The 17,057-nt window shown below is 68.5% G+C and carries 13 protein-coding genes; 3 read left to right on the top strand and 10 right to left on the bottom strand.

The window, feature by feature from the left end; genetic code table 11:
• Nucleotides 1–36: 36 nt before the first annotated feature.
• Entirely contained in the window at nt 37–1,506 is a 1,470-nt protein-coding gene (locus CRO07_RS01950; protein ID WP_097028988.1) for a flagellin N-terminal helical domain-containing protein, read from the bottom strand.
• Between the two features lie 160 nt (nt 1,507–1,666).
• Here CRO07_RS01950 and CRO07_RS01945 point away from each other — a divergent pair, with 160 nt between their 5' ends.
• The 3 genes from CRO07_RS01945 (at nt 1,667) to fliD (ending at nt 5,357) form a co-directional block, all read left to right on the top strand.
• A complete protein-coding gene (locus CRO07_RS01945; protein ID WP_097028987.1) occupies nt 1,667–2,428 on the top strand; it encodes a motility protein A in 762 nt (253 codons plus the stop codon).
• A gap of 3 nt (nt 2,429–2,431) precedes the next feature.
• Nucleotides 2,432–3,526 carry an OmpA family protein gene (locus tag CRO07_RS01940; protein ID WP_097028986.1) on the top strand — a complete coding sequence of 365 codons (1,095 nt, stop codon included), beginning with the start codon at nt 2,432–2,434 and terminating at the stop codon, nt 3,524–3,526.
• 181 nt (nt 3,527–3,707) lie between these two features.
• Complete coding sequence (gene fliD / locus CRO07_RS01935; RefSeq protein WP_097028985.1) at nt 3,708–5,357, top strand: flagellar filament capping protein FliD; 1,650 nt, start codon at nt 3,708–3,710, stop codon at nt 5,355–5,357.
• 186 nt (nt 5,358–5,543) lie between these two features.
• Here fliD and CRO07_RS01930 read toward each other — a convergent pair whose 3' ends face one another.
• From CRO07_RS01930 to CRO07_RS01890, 9 genes are all read right to left on the bottom strand, one after another.
• Nucleotides 5,544–6,644, bottom strand: coding sequence for a sigma-54 interaction domain-containing protein (locus CRO07_RS01930; protein ID WP_097028984.1), 1,101 nt, complete (start codon nt 6,642–6,644; stop codon nt 5,544–5,546).
• A 149-nt stretch (nt 6,645–6,793) separates the two neighbouring features.
• Nucleotides 6,794–7,576, bottom strand: coding sequence for a transglycosylase SLT domain-containing protein (locus CRO07_RS01925; RefSeq protein WP_097028983.1), 783 nt, complete (start codon nt 7,574–7,576; stop codon nt 6,794–6,796).
• 49 nt (nt 7,577–7,625) lie between these two features.
• Nucleotides 7,626–8,858 (bottom strand): flagellar hook-associated protein FlgL, encoded by a 1,233-nt coding sequence (gene flgL / locus CRO07_RS01920; protein WP_097028982.1) that lies wholly within the window; start codon nt 8,856–8,858, stop codon nt 7,626–7,628.
• A 7-nt stretch (nt 8,859–8,865) separates the two neighbouring features.
• Nucleotides 8,866–12,969 (bottom strand): flagellar hook-associated protein FlgK, encoded by a 4,104-nt coding sequence (flgK, locus tag CRO07_RS01915; protein WP_097028981.1) that lies wholly within the window; start codon nt 12,967–12,969, stop codon nt 8,866–8,868.
• A 4-nt stretch (nt 12,970–12,973) separates the two neighbouring features.
• Nucleotides 12,974–13,279 carry a rod-binding protein gene (locus CRO07_RS01910; RefSeq protein ID WP_097028980.1) on the bottom strand — a complete coding sequence of 102 codons (306 nt, stop codon included), beginning with the start codon at nt 13,277–13,279 and terminating at the stop codon, nt 12,974–12,976.
• 178 nt (nt 13,280–13,457) lie between these two features.
• Nucleotides 13,458–14,579 (bottom strand): flagellar basal body P-ring protein FlgI, encoded by a 1,122-nt coding sequence (locus CRO07_RS01905; RefSeq protein ID WP_097028979.1) that lies wholly within the window; start codon nt 14,577–14,579, stop codon nt 13,458–13,460.
• Nucleotides 14,576–15,235 carry a flagellar basal body L-ring protein FlgH gene (locus CRO07_RS01900; protein WP_097028978.1) on the bottom strand — a complete coding sequence of 220 codons (660 nt, stop codon included), beginning with the start codon at nt 15,233–15,235 and terminating at the stop codon, nt 14,576–14,578. Before CRO07_RS01900 ends, CRO07_RS01905 begins: the two co-directional genes overlap by 4 nt.
• An 8-nt stretch (nt 15,236–15,243) precedes the next feature.
• Nucleotides 15,244–16,032: a flagellar basal-body rod protein FlgG gene (gene flgG, locus CRO07_RS01895; protein WP_097028977.1), complete on the bottom strand. Its 789-nt coding sequence runs from the start codon at nt 16,030–16,032 to the stop codon at nt 15,244–15,246.
• A 267-nt stretch (nt 16,033–16,299) separates the two neighbouring features.
• Nucleotides 16,300–17,055: a flagellar basal body rod protein FlgF gene (locus tag CRO07_RS01890; protein WP_097028976.1), complete on the bottom strand. Its 756-nt coding sequence runs from the start codon at nt 17,053–17,055 to the stop codon at nt 16,300–16,302.
• Between the last annotated feature and the right edge of the window lie 2 nt (nt 17,056–17,057).

The following is a 17,057-nucleotide window of genomic DNA, read 5'->3' as shown; positions in this document are numbered from 1 at the left end:
CGGACGGGGGGCGATGGCGGGGCTGTCGGTTTTCCGTCAGCCGCGGAGCAGACTCAGCACGTTCTGCTTGGACGAGTTGGCCTGCGCAAGCATCGCGGTCGCGGCCTGGCTCAGGATCTGGCCGCGGGCAAGCGCGGTCGATTCTGCGGCGAAGTCGGCATCCATGACCTGCGAGCGGGCAGCCTGCACGCTGGTCGAGATGTTGGTCAGGTTCGAGATCGTCGAGTCGAGACGGTTCGAGACCGCACCGAGATCGGACCGCGACTGGCTGATCTTCGACAGCGCCACGTCGATCACCTTGATCGCGTTGGCGGCGCCCTCGGCGGTGGTCAGGTCGATCTGCGACACCGCGTCAAGCTTCGAGGCAAAGTGCTGCTTGTCGGTATCGACGGCAAGGAACGAGGTTTCGGTGGCCGCGGCACCCGCCTCGTCGGTGGCGATCGAGAACGACTTGGTCGAGGTCATCTCGACCACGCCCTTGATGGTGACGCTGGTCGTGGTGCCGTCCAGATCGTCGGTCGCGGCGCCGTCGCCGGTGGTGATCGTCATCGACGAGCCGGTGGTGGACGAGCTGAAGGCGGTGATCTCGATGTCGTCGCCGTCGGCGTCGGTCAGCTTGATGTTGCCATCCTCGTTGATCGAGGCGGTCACGCCGGTCTGGCTGGACACTTCGTTGATCGCGTCGCGCAGACCGGCCAGACGCTCGCCGCCCTCGGGGTCCGAGGCGGGAACCGAGACGGCCTCGATCTTGACGCCGTTGATCTCGAACTCGACGGTCGAGGCGACGGCGCCCGAGGCGTCCGGGCCTTCAAGGATCGCGGTCGAGGACGCCGTGGCCTCGACGCCGGTCGAGGCGGTCACGCTGTTGATCTTCGACGCGATCTGCTTGGCCGAGTCGCCCGCCGCGGTATCCACGGTCTGCGAACCGCGGTTGCCCGAGATGGTCAGCGTTTCCGCGGCAAAGTCGGCGATGGCGGCTTCCGAGGTCACCTTGTGGGCGCCGATGTCGCTGGCCTTGGCGCTGTCCACGTTGATGTTCATCGTGGTGCCCGAGTCGGCGCCGATCTGAAGCTGTTTGCCCTTGAACGAGCCGTCAAGGATCTTCATGCCGTTGAAGGTGGTGGTTTCGGCCACCCGGTTGATTTCCGAGACCAGCTGACCGGCTTCCGCCATCAGCGAGCCGCGGTCGGAGGCGGTGTTGGTATCGTTCGAGGACTGGACGGCCAGTTCGCGCAGACGCTGAAGCATCGACGAGACTTCGACGTGCGAACCTTCGGTCGTGTCCACCAGGTTCTTGCCGTCGCTGGCGTTCCGGATCGCCTGGTTCAGGCCCATGACCTGCGCGGTCATCTTTTCCCCGATCGCCATGCCGGCGGCGTCATCCTTGGCCGCGTTGATGCGCAGGCCGGTCGAAAGCCGGGTCATCGCGTTGTTGAAATCGTCGTTCACCTTGGTCATGTTGGCCTGAGCCGCGATGGCACCGATGTTCGTGTTGATCGTCGTCATGGGTTAGCCTCCTGATGTGGCATCGCGCCCCCCGGCGCTCTGGTCAAGTAAACGACCCATTCCGAAAACTTTTAGCGGTCTCGGTGCAAATGGCGCCGTGCGTCATCTGGCACGCATCTTGCCCGCAGACCCGCGTCGACAGCGCACCGGAGACCCGCCCATGGATATCGCCTCGCTTCTGGGATTGATCGGAGCCCTCGGCATGATCTTGGGATCAATGCTTTATGCGGGCGGTCTGATGCCGTTCGTCGATGTGCCTTCGGTGCTGATCGTGTTCGGGGGCACGGCGTTCTGCGTGATGTATACCGCGCCGATGGATGTCTTTCTTGGCAGCTTCGCGGCGATGGGAAAGGCATTCAAGCCGTTCAGCGCCAAACCCGATGCGCTGATCGAGCGGATGGTGGAACTGGCCGCGACCGCGCGCAAGGACGGGATGATGGCGCTGGAAGGCCAGGCCGTGCCCGACAAGTTCTTCGAAAAGGGGCTTCAGCTTCTGGTCGACGGCGCCGACGAGCAGCGTCTGGTCAAGCAGTTGAAGCAGGAAATCAGCGCGATGAAGAACCGCCATGCGAGCTATCAGGCCTGCGTGAAGGCCTGGATCGATATCGGGCCGGCGATGGGGATGATCGGGACGCTGATCGGTCTTGTTCTGATGCTGGGCAACATGTCCGACCCCAAGGCCATCGGGCCGGCGATGGCGGTGGCGCTTCTGACCACGCTTTACGGCGCGGTGGTTGCAAACGTGCTGTTCGGGCCGATGCTGACCAAGCTGGAAAAATACACCGCGCTGGAGGTGCATTACCGCGAAATGGTGATCGAGGGGCTGCGCTCGATCGCGCGGGGCGAAAGCCCGCGCAACATTCAGGACACGATGGTGGCCACGCTGCCGCCCAAGCAGCAACTGAAACTGAAGGCCGCCTGACACATGGCCAAGGTCCAGAAGCTGCCCCTGCCCCCCCCGCCCGAGGACGAGGAAGACCACGAATGTCCCAAATGCCCGCCGGTCGGGGCCCCGGCCTGGATGGCGACATTTGCCGATATCGCGACGCTGCTGATGGCATTCTTCGTGCTGATCCTGGCTTTCGCGCAGTTCGACGAACCGTCGTTCAAGAAGCTGGCAGGTTCCATGCGCGAAGCGTTCGGCGTGCAGATGGTGGTGCCTGCCCTGCCCGAGCCGCTGGGAACCACGATCATCGACCTGTCGAACCCGCCGTCGGACACCCCGCCGAACAAGGAACCCAACGAAGAGGCGCCCCGCAACACCACCGGGTCGCATCAGGACAGCACCGCCCCCGAAGCCGATGATGCCGCGACAAAGGCGCTGGCCGATGCGCTGGCCACCGCGGCGGCGAACGGGCAACTGACGGTCGAAAGCGGCAAGGGTCAGGTGGTGGTGCGCCTGCCCGATGACGCCTCGCAGGAAAAGGTGGCGCAGATGGCCGAGGCGATCGCCGAGGCCGCCGGCACCACCCCGCAAAAGGCGCCCTCGCCCGCCGAGGCCCCCGGCGAGACCGCCGGCAGCGGCGGCGAGGGTCAGGGCGGCGGCAGCGCCGGCAAGCGCCGCGCGGCGATCGCCGATGCCCGCCTGCGCATCGCGCTGCGCGAACAGACCGGACAGGGCCTTGTGAATGTCGAAACCCAAGAGGATCGGGTGGTCGTTACCGTGGGTGCGGGTGGCGCCTTTACCTCGGGTTCGGCCGAACTGACCGACGAGGCGCGCAAGGTGATGGAACAGATCGCGCTGTCGTCCTTTGGCCCCAACACCCGGGTGACGGTGACGGGCCATACCGACAGCGTGCCGCTGGGGCCGGGTTCGGCCTATGGCGACAACTGGGGCCTTGCGGCGGCGCGGGCGTCCAATGTGGTCAGCGAACTGGGCGCCACCGGCTTCGACCCGACCCGCCTGACCGCCATCAGCCGCGGCGAAAGCACCCCCGTCGCCAGCAACGAAACCGAGGAAGGCCGAGAGAAGAACCGCCGGATCGAGATCGAGATCACCTATGGCAACGGCGGCGACTGAACCGGCGGACCACCGCGGGCGCGATACCGGGCCGCAGGACCGGCCTTGGCCAAGCCATGCCGGCCCCCTGCGTGACCGGGCCGACCAGCCGGCAGCACCGAACGGCCCCCCCCGACGCCAAAGGCGCTAAACCTGCGGGCGATCCGGCCGTTATCATTCCGAGAGCGCAAGGGGTATCCTGATGGCGGTGGACTATCTGAACGCACTCGGCGCCTCGGGTTCCGGGTTGAACATCAAGCAACTGACCACAAGCCTTGTGGACGCCGACACCGCCCCGCGGCGGGCGGCGGCCGAAAAGAAGATCGCTTCGGCCGAAGTCTCGATCTCGGCGCTGGGCACGCTGCGTTCGCGCCTGCAAGGGCTGGACGATGCGCTGGGGCTGGTCACGCAGACCTCGGTGCTCAAGGCGACCTCGTCCAGTTCGGCGCTGTCGCTGACGGTGACCGACCGCAGCAAGGTGCAGACCCAGTCGACAGAGATCGAGGTGCATCAGATCGCCACGCGGCAGGTGCTGGAATTCGGCGGCTTCACCTCGGCCAGCCAGACGCTGGCCGCGGGCAGCGTCGCGGTGGATTTCGGCGTCTGGTTCGCCCCCGAGGGCGAGACCGAGGCGACCAGTTTCGCCGCCAACCCCGACCTGCCGGGGTCAAGCATCGCGGTGGGCGAGGGTGCCACGCTTGAGGATCTGGCCAAGGCGCTGTCGTCGATCCGGGGCGTGACGGCACGGGTGCTGGACAAGGGCGACGGCACCTTTTCGCTGGGTGTGATCTCGGAACCGGGGTCGGGCAGCGCGCTGCGCTTTACCGTCACCGAAGCCGTGCCCGGGGCCGGGCTTGCGCGCTTTGACACCACCGCCAGCAACGGCGCCGCCGAAGTGCAGGCCGCGGCCAACGCGGTGCTGACGGTGGACGGCATCACCATCTCGCGCGCGTCGAACGAGATCACCGACCTTCTGGCCGGCACCACGCTGACGCTGACGGGCACCACCAGCAGCCCCGCCACCGTCGGCTTCAGCCGCGATGCCAAAGCGGCCGAGACGGCCATGACCTATCTGGTCGAGGAACTGAATTCGACCGTTGCGCTGCTGAAGGATCTGACGCTGCGGGCCACTGACGGATCGCAATCGGGCGATCTGGCGGGCGACCGCACCGCCGAAACGCTGCGACGCGCGCTGACCGCGATGATCTCGCAGCCGATGAACGGGCATGGCGAAAAGCCGGTCTACCTGTCGCAACTGGGGGTCAGCACGAACCGCGACGGGTCGCTGCGCTTCGACGCCAAGGCCTTCGCCACCGCGTTCGAACAAAAGCCCGAACTGTTCGACGCGATCTTTTCCAACAGTTTCTCGTCGCCCGATGCCGGCGTGACGGTCAGCGGCGCCTTGGGCGCGGCCGCCCGATCGGGCGATTTCGCCTTCAGTCGCGATGGATCGGGCAAGGCCACCATCGGCGGATCGGCCACGCTGGGCATCCCCACCGGCGAGGGTCAGACCCGCTTCATCGTGCTGTCGGGCGAACTGGGCGGCCTTGTCGTCACCGCCGACGACACGGTGACCGGCGCCACCATCCGCTTTGGCCGCAGCTTTGCCTCGACGCTTCGGGGGCTGCTTGCCGGCGCGCTGGATTCGGGCGGCGCCATCGCGCAGCGCGAAAACAAGATCAACGCGACCCTCGATGCGCAGACCACGGTGCTCGAAGGGCTGGACCTGCGCGCGGCCAAGCTGGAACAGCGGTATCTGGCGCAGTTCACCGCGATGGAACAGGCGGTCAGCCGGTTCAAAAGCACCGGCACCTATCTGCAAAACCTTGTCGATCAGTGGAACAGCGACTAGCGCCGCAAGGGGGGCGCCGGTCGCCCGCCCGGCCACCGGCACGCACAGCGCCAAGCGCAGGTGTCAGGAAGGCATCGCGCAGGCCAAGCCGCGCGCCACCGTAGAACGCGCATCCCGGCGCCGGGCCAAGACCACACCAGCAAGAAGCCCTGCGGCTGCGTGGCAGGCCGCATCCGGGCGCGGGGATCAGACCTCGCAGCAGCGCAGGATGACGAATTTCTTCATCTTTTCGATCAGCGTCGTGCGGCGCAGGCGCAGCACATCGGCCGCACGGGTCACGCTGCCATCGCTGCGCGCCAGCGCACATTCGATCAGCGCCACCTCGATATCGCGCAGATAGCCGCGCAGATCGAGATCGGCCCGTGCCGAAAGCGCCTCCTGGAACTGGCGCGGCTCGGGCAGGCCCTGCGCCTCGGGCGGGGCGGCGGGGGCCAGATCGGCCGCCGACTCGGGGTCGGGCATCGCAAGCTGAAGCAGGTTTTCGCGCACATGGCGGGCGCTGACCATCCGGCCGGGAAACAGCACCAGCGCACGGGCCAACACGTTGCGCAATTCGCGCACATTGCCGGGCCAGTCATGCGCCGACAATTCGCGCAGCGCGCCCGCGTCGAAATGGGGCGCATCGGCGGCGGGGCTGCGGGCAAGGTGATCCTCGATCATCCGGTTCAGGATCAGCGGGATGTCGGCCGCCCGTTCGCGCAGGTCGGGAAGATCCAGCGGAAAGACGTTGATGCGATAGTAAAGGTCGGTGCGGAAATCGCCCGCAGCCACCTGCCGGGCAAGATCGCGGTGGGTGGCGGTGACAAGACGGAAATCCACCTCGATCTCGGAACTGCCGCCTACCCGCGTGATCCGGCGGCTTTCCAGCACGCGCAACAGCTTGGCCTGAAGCGCCAGCGGCATGTCGCCGATCTCGTCCAAAAACAGCGTGCCGCCCTGTGCCATCTCGATCCGGCCGATCCGCTGGCGGTCGGCGCCGGTGAAGGCGCCCTTTTCATGGCCGAACAGTTCCGATTCAAGAAGTTCCGCCGGGATCGCCGCGCAGTTCACCGCGATCAGCGCCCCCTCGCGCCCCGAGGCACGGTGCAGCGCCTCGGCCGCCAGTTCCTTGCCGGTGCCGGTCGCGCCCTGAACCAGAACCGGCGCCTCGCTGACCGCAACCGCCGCGATCAGCTGCTTGACGCGCCGCATCGGCAACGAGTCCCCCGGGATCACCCGGTCGATCAGCCCCGCAGATGGCGGAAGCGGGCGGACAAAGCTGGCTTCGGGCAGGAAGTGGCTGGTCATGCGGGCAACCGTGCAAGGGCGGAAATCAGGGTTAAAATCTCGTATAGACCACCCGCACGGCAACCACGCCATTGGCTTGCCGCGATGCGGCAAAAGTCATTTTGATCACTTACGAAGGGCGTGCCCATACCTTCGGAGGGGTTCACCAGTCAGGGTTGTTCCGCGAGGGCGGCCCGGAACGACTCGACCGCCTGCCAGCGTGCCCGCAGCCGTGGCGGCAGGTCGGCGGCCTCGAACATCTCGGCTGTGGCCGGCGCCAGATCAAACGGCCCGGCCGAGGGGATAAGGCCGGTCGCCGCATCGGGAACCGGGCCCACGACCGCCACGGCCTGCGTCTGAACAGCCACCATCGGCTGCGGGGCCAGCACCAGAAGCCCTTCGATCCGGGCGGCCTGCATCACAGCCGATGTCGGCAGATCGCCGCCGGCATCGGCAAGACGCAGGCCACCGCGCGCGGACTCGACCTTGGCCAGATAGGCCGCGCCCCGCGCCCGGTCGGACGAGTGATAGGCCGCCGCCGCCGCCTGCCAAGATCCCAGCCGCGCCCGCAGTTCCACCAGAAACCGCGCGGCGTGGCGGGTGTTGCGCACCGGGTCGATCATCTCGTCGGCCGAGTCGAAGGCCGGCCCGTGCCAGCGCCAGTTCAACTGCATGCAGCCCACGTCGATATTCGTCACCCCCGAGGCGACGACCGCGCTCAGCCGCGCCACCGCCTCGGCGCGGGTCGCGAGAAACATCCCCTTGCCGCCCTGATTGAGCGTCCAGGGCCAGGCGCCATCGCCGCGCCCGGATTCGACGCGGGCAATCGCAGCCATCAGCCCCTCGGGCACGCCCGCTTCGGCGCCTGCCCGCTCGGCCAGCGCCTCGCAGTTGTCCGCCGCCCGGATCGGCGCGGGCAGAAACAGCATCAGAAGAAGAAGCGCGATCCTCATGCAAGGGGACTGGCAAGCCCCGTGCCAAGCCCGTGCCAAGCCCCGCCCGTCAGCGCAGATAGTCGAACAGGCTGCGGTTGGCGATCTTGACATAGGTCTGTTGCGCGGCCTCTTGCGTCAGAAGCAGCGACTGAAGCCGGGTCACCGCAGCGGCCACGTCCAGATCCTGAAGCCCGGCAACCGATTGCGCAATGCGGGTCTGGCGCGCGGCCAGCGCCTCTTTCTGCCGGTCCACGGTGGCCGCAAGCGAGCCCACACGCGCCCGCTGCTCGGCCATGTGGCCGATGGCATCGTCGAAGCCATCCGTCAGGTTCGACGCATGAAGCCGCTTGTCCACCAGCCATTCCTGCGTGCCGCCGGGAAGCGGCGTCAGGCTGGCCAGCACCGAGCGCGCCCCATCGCTGCGCGAAAGACCGGCGATCCCGATCGGCCCCGTGGCGTTCAGCCGAACCGAGCCATCGTCGTTGGCGGTGGCGACGATCCCGGTCCGTCCGCTGGCCGCGTTGATCGCCTCGGCCACCGAGCCGGGCAGCACCTGTTCGATCTCGGCCGTGCCGCTCGGGCCGGACAGGGTGAAGCGCAGGACGGCCTCGGCGCGGACCGGCGCAATGGTCAGGCGGGCCTCGCTGTCGGCGGTGGCTGTCACGCTGGACATGCTGACCGGCGGCGACAGCGCGGCCACCAGATCGTCGGCCATCTCGAAGATCGAGCGCACGCCATCGCCGGTCCGCACCGCCATGAACACTTCGTCGCCGGCGATGCCGGTGGGCAGGCGCATGCTTTCCGACAGTTGCGCGACGGTCTGCCCGCCATTGCCGGCAAAAGCCACGCCATTGGCGGTCTGAACGAAAGCCGCGCCGGTGCCATAGCCGGAAAACAGCCCCTGCCCCAGTCCGTCGCTGCGGTTTGCCGCCGAGAACAGCGACTCGCGCAGGGCCTCGGCCTCGATCCGCAGGCCCGACCGGCCCTCGTCGGTCAGGCTGGGGTTGCCCAGTTGCAGCACGATGTCCTTCAACTCGCGGGTATAGGTCGAGACATCGGCCAGCGTCAGGTCGGCATGTGCCAGCCGGTCGGTCGCGGTGGTCACATTGGCGGAAAAACGGTCCAGCATCGCGCGCTGTTCCTTGGCCGCCGACAGCCGCACCGCCTGTTCCAGATTGGCCGAGGGGCGCGGATCGTTGGTGCCGGCCGAAATCCGTTCCTGAAGGCTGCCGATGTCGGATTGAAGCCGGCTGAAGCTGCGGCTGGCAAGGGCGGCGAACAGGGTGTTTCCAATGGTCATGGCGCCCTCACAGCACGTTCAGAAGGGTTTCGAACAGGGTTTGCGCCACCGACAGCACCTGCGAGGAGGCCTGATACGCCTGCTGCTGTTCGATCAGCCGGGCGGCTTCGGTGTCCAGATCGACGGCTGTGGCCTTGGCATGGACACGCTGGGCGGTCTCAAGCCCGGCTGCGGTGGTGGCGACCCGGCCGGTGGCGGCCTTGGCCTGCGCGCCGATGCGCGACTGAAGGTTGGCATATTCGGACCCATAGCCCCCCCGCCCGGTCGCGCGGTCGCCATTGGCAAGATCAAGCAGCCGATCCAGGGTTTCGGCCCCGCCTGCGGTGGCGGAATTGGGCGTCAGGAAGAAGCTGTCGCCGGTCGCGGGCTGGCCCGAAAGCTTGATGCGCAGGCCGGCCACCGTCGCCGCGCCATCCGCGCCCAGCGTCCGGGTGGCGATGGAATGGCCGGTGGCCTGATCGAACACCTCGATCCGGCCGGTCTGCGCGTCCGTCACCCGCACCTCGATGGCCGACGGCAACTGCGCGGCGGTATCAGGCCCGACCGATCCCGCCAGTCGCAGGGCGCCGCTGCCGGTCATCACCACGATCAGATCCTCGTCGGGCAGATCGGTCAGCGTCAGCCGCTGACTGGCCAGCGCCGTGGCCCCGGCCACCGCCCCCACCGGGCTGCCGATGGTCGAGGTCAGCACCAGCCCGCCATCCGTCACCGCAACCCGCGCGCCCTCGGTCGCAAGGCCCGCGGCGCGGGCGCCGTCCTGCGGCGGCACCCGCAGCGCGCCGGCGCTGGCGGGCACGTCCAGAACCAGCCGGCCGTCGCCGTCCCATGCCACCGTGCCCGGAAAACCGGGTGGCGCCGTGATCCCGCCGGCCGCCGCATCCAGCATCCAGCGCGTGCCGCCGATCTCGATCTCGAAACTGGCGGGCAGGTCGGCCGGATCGGCCGGCGCGCCGGTCAGCCGCGACACTGGCGCATCGGCAGCCGCCACCCCGAAGGCCGCCGCGGCCCCGCTGTCGACCACGATCCCCGACCCGTCCAGTGACCCCGCCCCGGTGATCCGCAGCCGGTTCGAGGCATCGAAAGCCGCCGTCAGCTGGCCGGACTCGCCCCCCTCGACGCTGATGCCGGTGGCTGTCATGCGCAAGGTGTAGCTTTGCCCGTCATACGACACGGTCAGGGTGCGGCCCTCGGCGGGAAGGCTGGTCAGCGCCCGGCCCGTCAGTCCGGCCGAGGGCGTGCCCTCGCGCAGCAGCGCCGCCAGCGAGGCCGCAACCCCCGCCCCATCCACCACCCCGGCCGCGCCGGCATCAAGGCTGACGCTGCGGCTGCCAAGGGTCAGGCTGTAGCTGGCCGAGGCCGCCACCCCGGACAGCCCGTCCGCCGCAAGGCCCGCCCCATCCAGCGCCGGATCAAGGCGGAACGCGAACCGCTCGACCCCGCCCGCGGCACTGGTGCTGCGCGCGACAAGACCGCCAAGCATCGGATCGACGGTCGCATCCTGCCGGATTCCGTCCAGATCGGCCGCAAATCCGGTGGCCGAACCAAGCCGGATCTGCCCGGTGAACCGCACGCTGTCGGAGGCGCCGGCCAGCGTGACCGTGCCTGTGGAAGCCGTGCCATCCGTTGCCGTCGCCCGCAGCGTGACCGCAGCCCCCGCATCATGGCGAACCGAGGTCAGCGCGATATCCTCGCCCTCGTCCTGGATCAGCAGCAGCCGCGTGCCGTCGGGCGAAAGCTCGGCCCGCACGCCGGTGGCCGAGGTGACCGAGTTCACCGCCTGCGCCAGACCGTCCATCCGCCCGCCCGAAACCGCACCGCTGATCGTCAGCGGTGTGGCGGTGCCGCCGCCAAGGCGAAAGCTCAGCATCCCGTCAGCGGGGGCCGCGATCTCGACCGCGGTGCTGGCCGCCGCCTCGATCCCGTCAAGGGCTGCGTTCAGCATGTCGGCCACGCGCCGCGCCGAGGCACCGGCCGGGATGTCGATCACGACCGGCAGGCCGGTCCCGCCATCGACGGCAAGGCTGGCCGCGGTGCTGGCCGCACCCACACTGCCCGAGGCGCCCAGCGTGGGCGCGGCGATGCTCAGCGACAATGTCTGCTGACCCGGCAGGGTGACACTGTCAAAACCCAGTCCGCGATAGCCGGTCCCGTCGGCCGCATTCAGATAGTCGGCGGTGTAGGTATAGACCGCGCCGGGCAGAAAGCCGTTCTCTTCCGTCAGCAGCAGCGCGACCTCGGCCGAGGACAGCGGCGTGCCGGCGATATGGCGGCCGTCGCGGGTGATGATCTGGATCGTGCCGCCCGCAGGCTCGGCCGGGGTCGGGTTGCCCGCGGCCGCGATCCCGGGGCCGGTGATGCTGGCACCGGCGTCGAAATCGCCCGCGCCCAGCGACAGCGCAAACCGCCCCGCCCCGCCCGAGGCGACAATGCCAAGCCCGGCCAGCGTTTCCCCCGCCATCCCCACCGCGCCCGCATTCAGCGCCGCGGCCAGATCGCCGGCCGATCCCGCGCCCAGCGTCGACAGGTCGAACTGATGCAGCGTGCCGCCCACGGAAAACGACAGCAGCGTGGCGCCCGCAGCCTCGGCATCGGTCAGCGCGAATTCCTGCTGCGCCTGCGTTCCAAGGCTGGCAAGGCTAAGTGAGGCCGCCCCCGCCGGCACATAGCCCACCACCCCCGCGCGGATCAGCGGCACGGCCGAAGCGGCGGCGGGCGCATCCGAAAGCAGATCGGCCACCGTGCCCAGCCCCGCAGGCGGCGCCACCGTCACCGGGGTCATCGTCGCCGTGGCGCTGCCCGCGTTCGAGGCCGCGCTGCTGACCAGCGTGGCGGCCGCGGCGGCGATCTGGCGCGTGCTCGTCGGCACGAAGCGCATGTCGATGGCCCTGTCCTGACGCGCGGTCAGCACCAGCCGGTCGCCATTCGCAGCCGTCCCCGTCAGTCGCAGCGTCAACCCGTCCAGTGCCAACGTGTCGGCACCGCTGGCAAGCTCGGCGCCGCCGGCGTCCAGGGCCCGCCACAGGCCCGCCGCCCCGTCGCGCACCAGCGTCAGCGGGCTGGGTGCCAGATCCATGTCGAAATCCACGACCTCGGCGCGGGCATTGCCGCCGTTGGTGGCCATCGCCGTGACCTGCCAGCCGTCAAGCGCGAACAGATCACCGCCAAGCTGTCCGGTCTGATCCAGCCCCTGCCGGTGAACCGCGTTCATCTCGGTCGCGATATGGCTGGCCAGCGCATCCAGTTCGGCCGCAGCCGCATCCACCGCCCCAAGCGATGCCGCCAGCCCCTGAAGCGTGCCGCCCGAAAGCTGGCGGGTCTGACTGGTGACGCCGCCACGGGTCAGGTTCAAGACCAGACCGCCCGCCTCGGCCAGACCGATCCCGGTCGCCACATCGCCTTCCAGCAGAACCGGCCCCCCGGGCGCCGATCCCAGCGTCACCCGCACGCGGCCGCCACTGTCGAAACTGGCCGAAATCCCGATGGTGCCCGACAACTCGCGCAACAGCCGGTCACGTTCGTCCAGCAGCGGGTTCAGCGACCCCTGAGACGAGCCCACCATGCGACCGTTCAGGTCGGCAAGCTGGGCCAGTTGGCTGGAGGCCAGTGCCGCCGCCTGACCGGCCATCGTCAGCACCTCGGATCGCAGGCCGGCAAGTCCGCCCGCGACCTGCGTCACCGAATAGGCCAGATCGTCACCCGCCGCGATGAACACCTGCCGCAGCGCGCCATCCGCGGGACTGGCCGACAGCGCGTTCACCGCATTGAAAAAGCCTTCCAAGGACTGCGGAACGCTGCCCGCACCCGACAGGAACAGCGTCTCGATGGCACCTGCCGTGGCGTCGAAACTGGTGGCAGAACTGGCCGATCCGGTCGCCGCGTTCAGCCGCGCCGCCACCAGCCCGTCGAAGGCGCGCCGCACGTCCTCGACCCGGACACCTTGGCCCGATGTCGCCCCCGAGGTCGGCGTGGTCTGCCCGCCCGGAGACTGCACCAGAGACACCTCGCGCCGGATGTAGCCTTCGGTGTTCACATTGGCGATGTTCTCGGCCGTGACCGACAGCGCCGTGCGATAGGACAGGATGCCAGAGCGGGCAATGTCAAGGATGGACAAAGGCTTACCTTACCTTCACCAGAGGGGCGAACTGACGCTCGATCGCATCGGCGATGCCAAGACCCGCGCGCCCGGCCGCGGCGCGGGCCAGTTCCATGTCCAGCAGATCGCGCGCCGCATCGACACCGGCATTGCCCAGCAGATCGCCCCCCGGCAGGCCGGCGCGGCCGCCCTTCAGCAATTCGGACACGAACAGCGATTCAAAGCCTTCGGCGGCCTTGCGCAGATCCTGACTGCCGCCGGGTTCGGGACGCGCGCCCGACAGCGACATGGCCGAAGGCTGCGCAAGCGGGCGGAAGGTCACGTCCATCGGATCTGTCCTTTCCTGCGGATCGGGCGGCAAACCGAAGCCGCCGGTTTCTTGAGGACGGGGCCAACAACAGGCGCCGCCATCGGCCCCCCCGCCCCGGCGCTGCTTTCCCGGCCATGGCCCCGGGCATCGACCCAGGCGACCTGTGCGGGACGGATCGGGCCGGGGGGCTGGGCCATCAGATCACCACCAGTTCGGCGCGCAGGGCACCCGCCTCGCGCAGCGCCTCGAGGATCGCCACCAGATCCGACGGGCTGGCGCCCACCGCATTGATCGCATCCACCAGCGAACTGAGCGAGACACCGGGATCGAACACGAAGGCCTTGGCCGGGTCTTCCTGCACGGCAATGCCGCTGTCCTGCGTCACCACCGGCTCGCCCGGGGCGACCACGGTGCCGCCGTTTCCGGCCACCACCGTCGCCCCTTGCGTCACGCGCTGATCTTCGGTCACGCGCACGGTCAACGATCCATGCGTGACAGCGGCGGGGGTGACCTTCACCGTCCCGCCGATCACCACGGTTCCGGTGCGCGAATTGACCACGACCCGCGCCACCGGGGGCGCGGGATCGACCTCGATATTTTCCAGCAGGCTCATGAAGCTGACGCGCTGCGCCGGGTCGGCCGGCGCGCGGACCCGGATCGAGGTACCATCCAGCGCCACCGCCACATCCGGCCCGAAGGTGCGGTTGACCCCTTCGGCCACCGCCGCCGCGGTCGAGAAATCGCCCCGGTTCAGGTTCAGGATCAGATGGTCCGATTCCAGAAACGGCGTGTCGACCATCTTTTCGACATTGGCCCCGCCCGGCACCCGGCCCACGGTCGGGATGTTCACCGTCAAGGACGAGCCGTCCTGACCCTCGACCCCCAACCCGCCCACGATCAGATTGCCCTGCGCGATGGCGTAAACCTCGCCATCGGCGCCCAGAAGCGGCGTCATCAGCAGCGTGCCGCCCTTCAGCGATTTGGCCTGCCCCACCGTCGAGGCAGTGACATCCAGCCGCTGGCCGGTTTTCAGGAACGGCGGCAGGTCGGCCGTCACCATCACCGCGGCGGCATTCTTCGCCTTCAGATCGCCGGTTTCGACCGACAGCCCCAGCCGCGAGATCAGCGACTGCATCGATTGCTGCGTCAGTTGCGAATTGCCGTCGCCGGTCCCCGACAGGCCCACGACAATGCCATAACCCACCAAGGGGTTCGAGCGGACCCCCGCCACCGTCGCCAGATCCTTCAGCCGGTCCGCGAACCCCGCAGCGGGCTGAAGCGCCAGAAGCACGGCAAGAAGAAGGCCCGCGCCCCTCACAGCGGCGAGACCACGGCAAGGCCGCGCCGCAGCCAGCCCGGTTTTGCGGTATCGGCCGTGTCGCCCGCGCCGACATACTTGATCTCGGCATGGGCGATCCGGTCCGAGACCACGACATTGTCCGGGCCGATATCCTCGGGGCGCACCACGCCCTTCAGCCGGACATATTCGTTGCCGTTGTTCAGCGTCAGCAGCTTCTGACCCATCACCTCGAGATTGCCGCCCGGCAGCACGCGGGTCACCGACACCGACATCCGCCCGCGCAGCGAGTTGGACTGCGACGCCGCCCCCCGGCCCGAAAAGCCCTGATCGGTGCTGTTGGTCAGCGCGCCATTGTCCAGCCCCAGCGTCAGCGCATCGGGCAGGTCGATTTCATAATCGTTGCTGCGCGCGCCCGAGGCGCTCTGCGATTTCGAGGCCGAGAATTTCTCGGTGAACTGCACGGTCAGGATGTCGCCCACCCGCGCCGCGCGCCGGTCCGACACGAACAATCCGCGCGACGAGGCGGAATAGATCCCGCCCGTGGGCATCGCATCGGTCGGGGCGGGCTGTTCGACCGGATAGACCGGCGCCCAGGCTTCCGAGGCGCGATCCTCGATATGGGTCGAACAGGCGGCAAGGGGCAGGACAAGAAACAGCAGGGCGCGGCGGGACATGACGGATCTCAAAGCTTGTTGGCAAGGAATTGCAGCATCTCGTTCGAGGCCGAGATGGACTTGGAATTGACCTCGTAGGCGCGCTGGGTCTCGATCATGTCGACCAGTTCCTGCACCACATTGACGTTCGACGATTCAAGCGAACCCTGAACCAGCTTGCCGAAACCCGGCTCGGTCGGGGTGCCGATCACCGCCTCGCCCGAGGCGGCGGTTTCGACGGCAAAGGTCTCGCCCACGGGTTGCAGGCCGCGCGGATTGGCAAAGCTGGCGATGGTGATCTGGCCCAGCTCCTGCGCCTCGATCTCGTCAGGCATCAGGGCGCTGACGATCCCGTCGGCCGAGATGGTGATGGACACCGCTCCTTCGGGCAGCTGGATTTCGGGCTGGACCACATAGCCCGAAGGCGTGGTCAGCGTGCCGTCGGCGCTTTGCGAAAAGGTGCCGTTGCGGGTATAGCCCATGCGCCCGTCGGGCATCAGCACCTGAAAGAAGCCCATCCCGTCGATGGCCACATCCAGCGCATTGCCGGTGTTGACCAGCGAGCCCTGGGTGTAAAGCTTTTCGGTGGATACCACGCGCACCCCCGTGCCCACCGCCGAGGCCGAAGTCATGTTCGTGCCTTCGGAGGTCTGGGCACCCGCGGGCTTGTAGGTCTGATACAGCAGGCTTTCGAAATTGGCGCGGTCGCGCTTGAAGCCGGTGGTGTTGACGTTGGCAAGGTTGTTCGAGATCACCTGCAACCGGGTCTGCTGGGCGTTCAGGCCGGTGGCGGCGACATGCATCGCATTGCTGGACATCGGGGCTCCTTCGGGCGCTTTCGCCTGTCGGTCTGCAAGGCCCGTGCCAGCCCCCGAACCTCATGCCGACTGCGCGCCATGGGGGGGGGCTGCGCGCCACAGGGGGGGGTGGGCCGCCATCGGCCGGGGCGCGCGCTCCCGGACCCAGGCCCTTTGTGGCAGCGTTGGGCCTTCGGGGGCAGACGCGCACCGGCACCAGATCGCAAGCCTGCGTCCGGGGGACGGACGGTCGCCGTCCGGGCCTGGGTCCGGGGGCGCGGCCCGCGCCTATTCCGGCGGGCGCAACAGCCGCGAGCCGGTCTCGTCCAGTTCCTTCGCGGTCGAGATCATCCGCAGGTTCAATTCGAAACTGCGCTGCAACTCGATCGAGGCCACCAGTTCCTCCATCGTGTTCACGTTCGAGGCTTCCAGCACCCCCTGAAGCACCTTCGCGCGCTGATCGGGCGCCGGCAGCGGCGCATCTCCGGCGCGCACCCGGCCATCGGGGGATTTGCGCAACTCGACGCCTTGCGGAATGACGGTGGCCAGCACCGGGCCTTCGGTCACCTGTCCCTCGGGGGCGTCCTGCGCCTCGAAGGTGATGCGGCCGGCGTCGTCGATGGTCAGCGCCCGCACCGGCGGCAGCTGGATCGGCTGAAGCCCCTGATCCAGCATCGCCTCGCCCGCGCCGTTCACCAGCTGGCCGTCGGCAGTCAGCCGCAGGTCGCCGCGCCGCGACAGCGCCGGCTCGCCGCCGTCGGGCTGGATGTAGAACCACCCCTCTTCGGCGATGGCCACATCCAACGGCTGGCCGGTCTGGGTCATCGTGCCCGGCAGCGACGAAAAGCTGTGTGGCCCGCGCTCGGTCTGGAAGGCCCGGGCCGAGGCTTCGTCCAGCGCCTTCAGAAAGCGTGGATCGCCCTCGTTCGCCAGATCGCGCCGAAAGCCCGGCACCGTCTGATTGGCAAGGTTCTGGGCCTGAATCACCCGGCTGTCGCGCAGGTTCGCCAGTGAATTCAGCGCGGTATGGATCAGCCGGTCCATGG

It is taken from the genome of Cereibacter ovatus (assembly GCF_900207575.1).
Lineage (GTDB): Bacteria > Pseudomonadota > Alphaproteobacteria > Rhodobacterales > Rhodobacteraceae > Cereibacter_A > Cereibacter_A ovatus.
Note: the sequence above shows the minus strand (reverse complement) of the source record. Positions and strands in the feature narration are given on the sequence as shown.

Coding starts and splice junctions, on each gene's coding strand:
- CRO07_RS01910 (WP_097028980.1), bottom strand. CDS start 13,279: ATGGACGTGACCTTCCGCCCGCTTGCGCAGCCTTCGGCCATGTCGCTG.
- CRO07_RS01945 (WP_097028987.1), top strand. CDS start 1,667: ATGGATATCGCCTCGCTTCTGGGATTGATCGGAGCCCTCGGCATGATC.
- flgL (WP_097028982.1), bottom strand. CDS start 8,858: ATGACCATTGGAAACACCCTGTTCGCCGCCCTTGCCAGCCGCAGCTTC.
- fliD (WP_097028985.1), top strand. CDS start 3,708: ATGGCGGTGGACTATCTGAACGCACTCGGCGCCTCGGGTTCCGGGTTG.
- CRO07_RS01890 (WP_097028976.1), bottom strand. CDS start 17,055: ATGGACCGGCTGATCCATACCGCGCTGAATTCACTGGCGAACCTGCGC.
- CRO07_RS01950 (WP_097028988.1), bottom strand. CDS start 1,506: ATGACGACGATCAACACGAACATCGGTGCCATCGCGGCTCAGGCCAAC.
- CRO07_RS01900 (WP_097028978.1), bottom strand. CDS start 15,235: ATGTCCCGCCGCGCCCTGCTGTTTCTTGTCCTGCCCCTTGCCGCCTGT.
- flgG (WP_097028977.1), bottom strand. CDS start 16,032: ATGTCCAGCAATGCGATGCATGTCGCCGCCACCGGCCTGAACGCCCAG.
- CRO07_RS01940 (WP_097028986.1), top strand. CDS start 2,432: ATGGCCAAGGTCCAGAAGCTGCCCCTGCCCCCCCCGCCCGAGGACGAG.
- CRO07_RS01930 (WP_097028984.1), bottom strand. CDS start 6,644: ATGACCAGCCACTTCCTGCCCGAAGCCAGCTTTGTCCGCCCGCTTCCG.
- CRO07_RS01925 (WP_097028983.1), bottom strand. CDS start 7,576: ATGAGGATCGCGCTTCTTCTTCTGATGCTGTTTCTGCCCGCGCCGATC.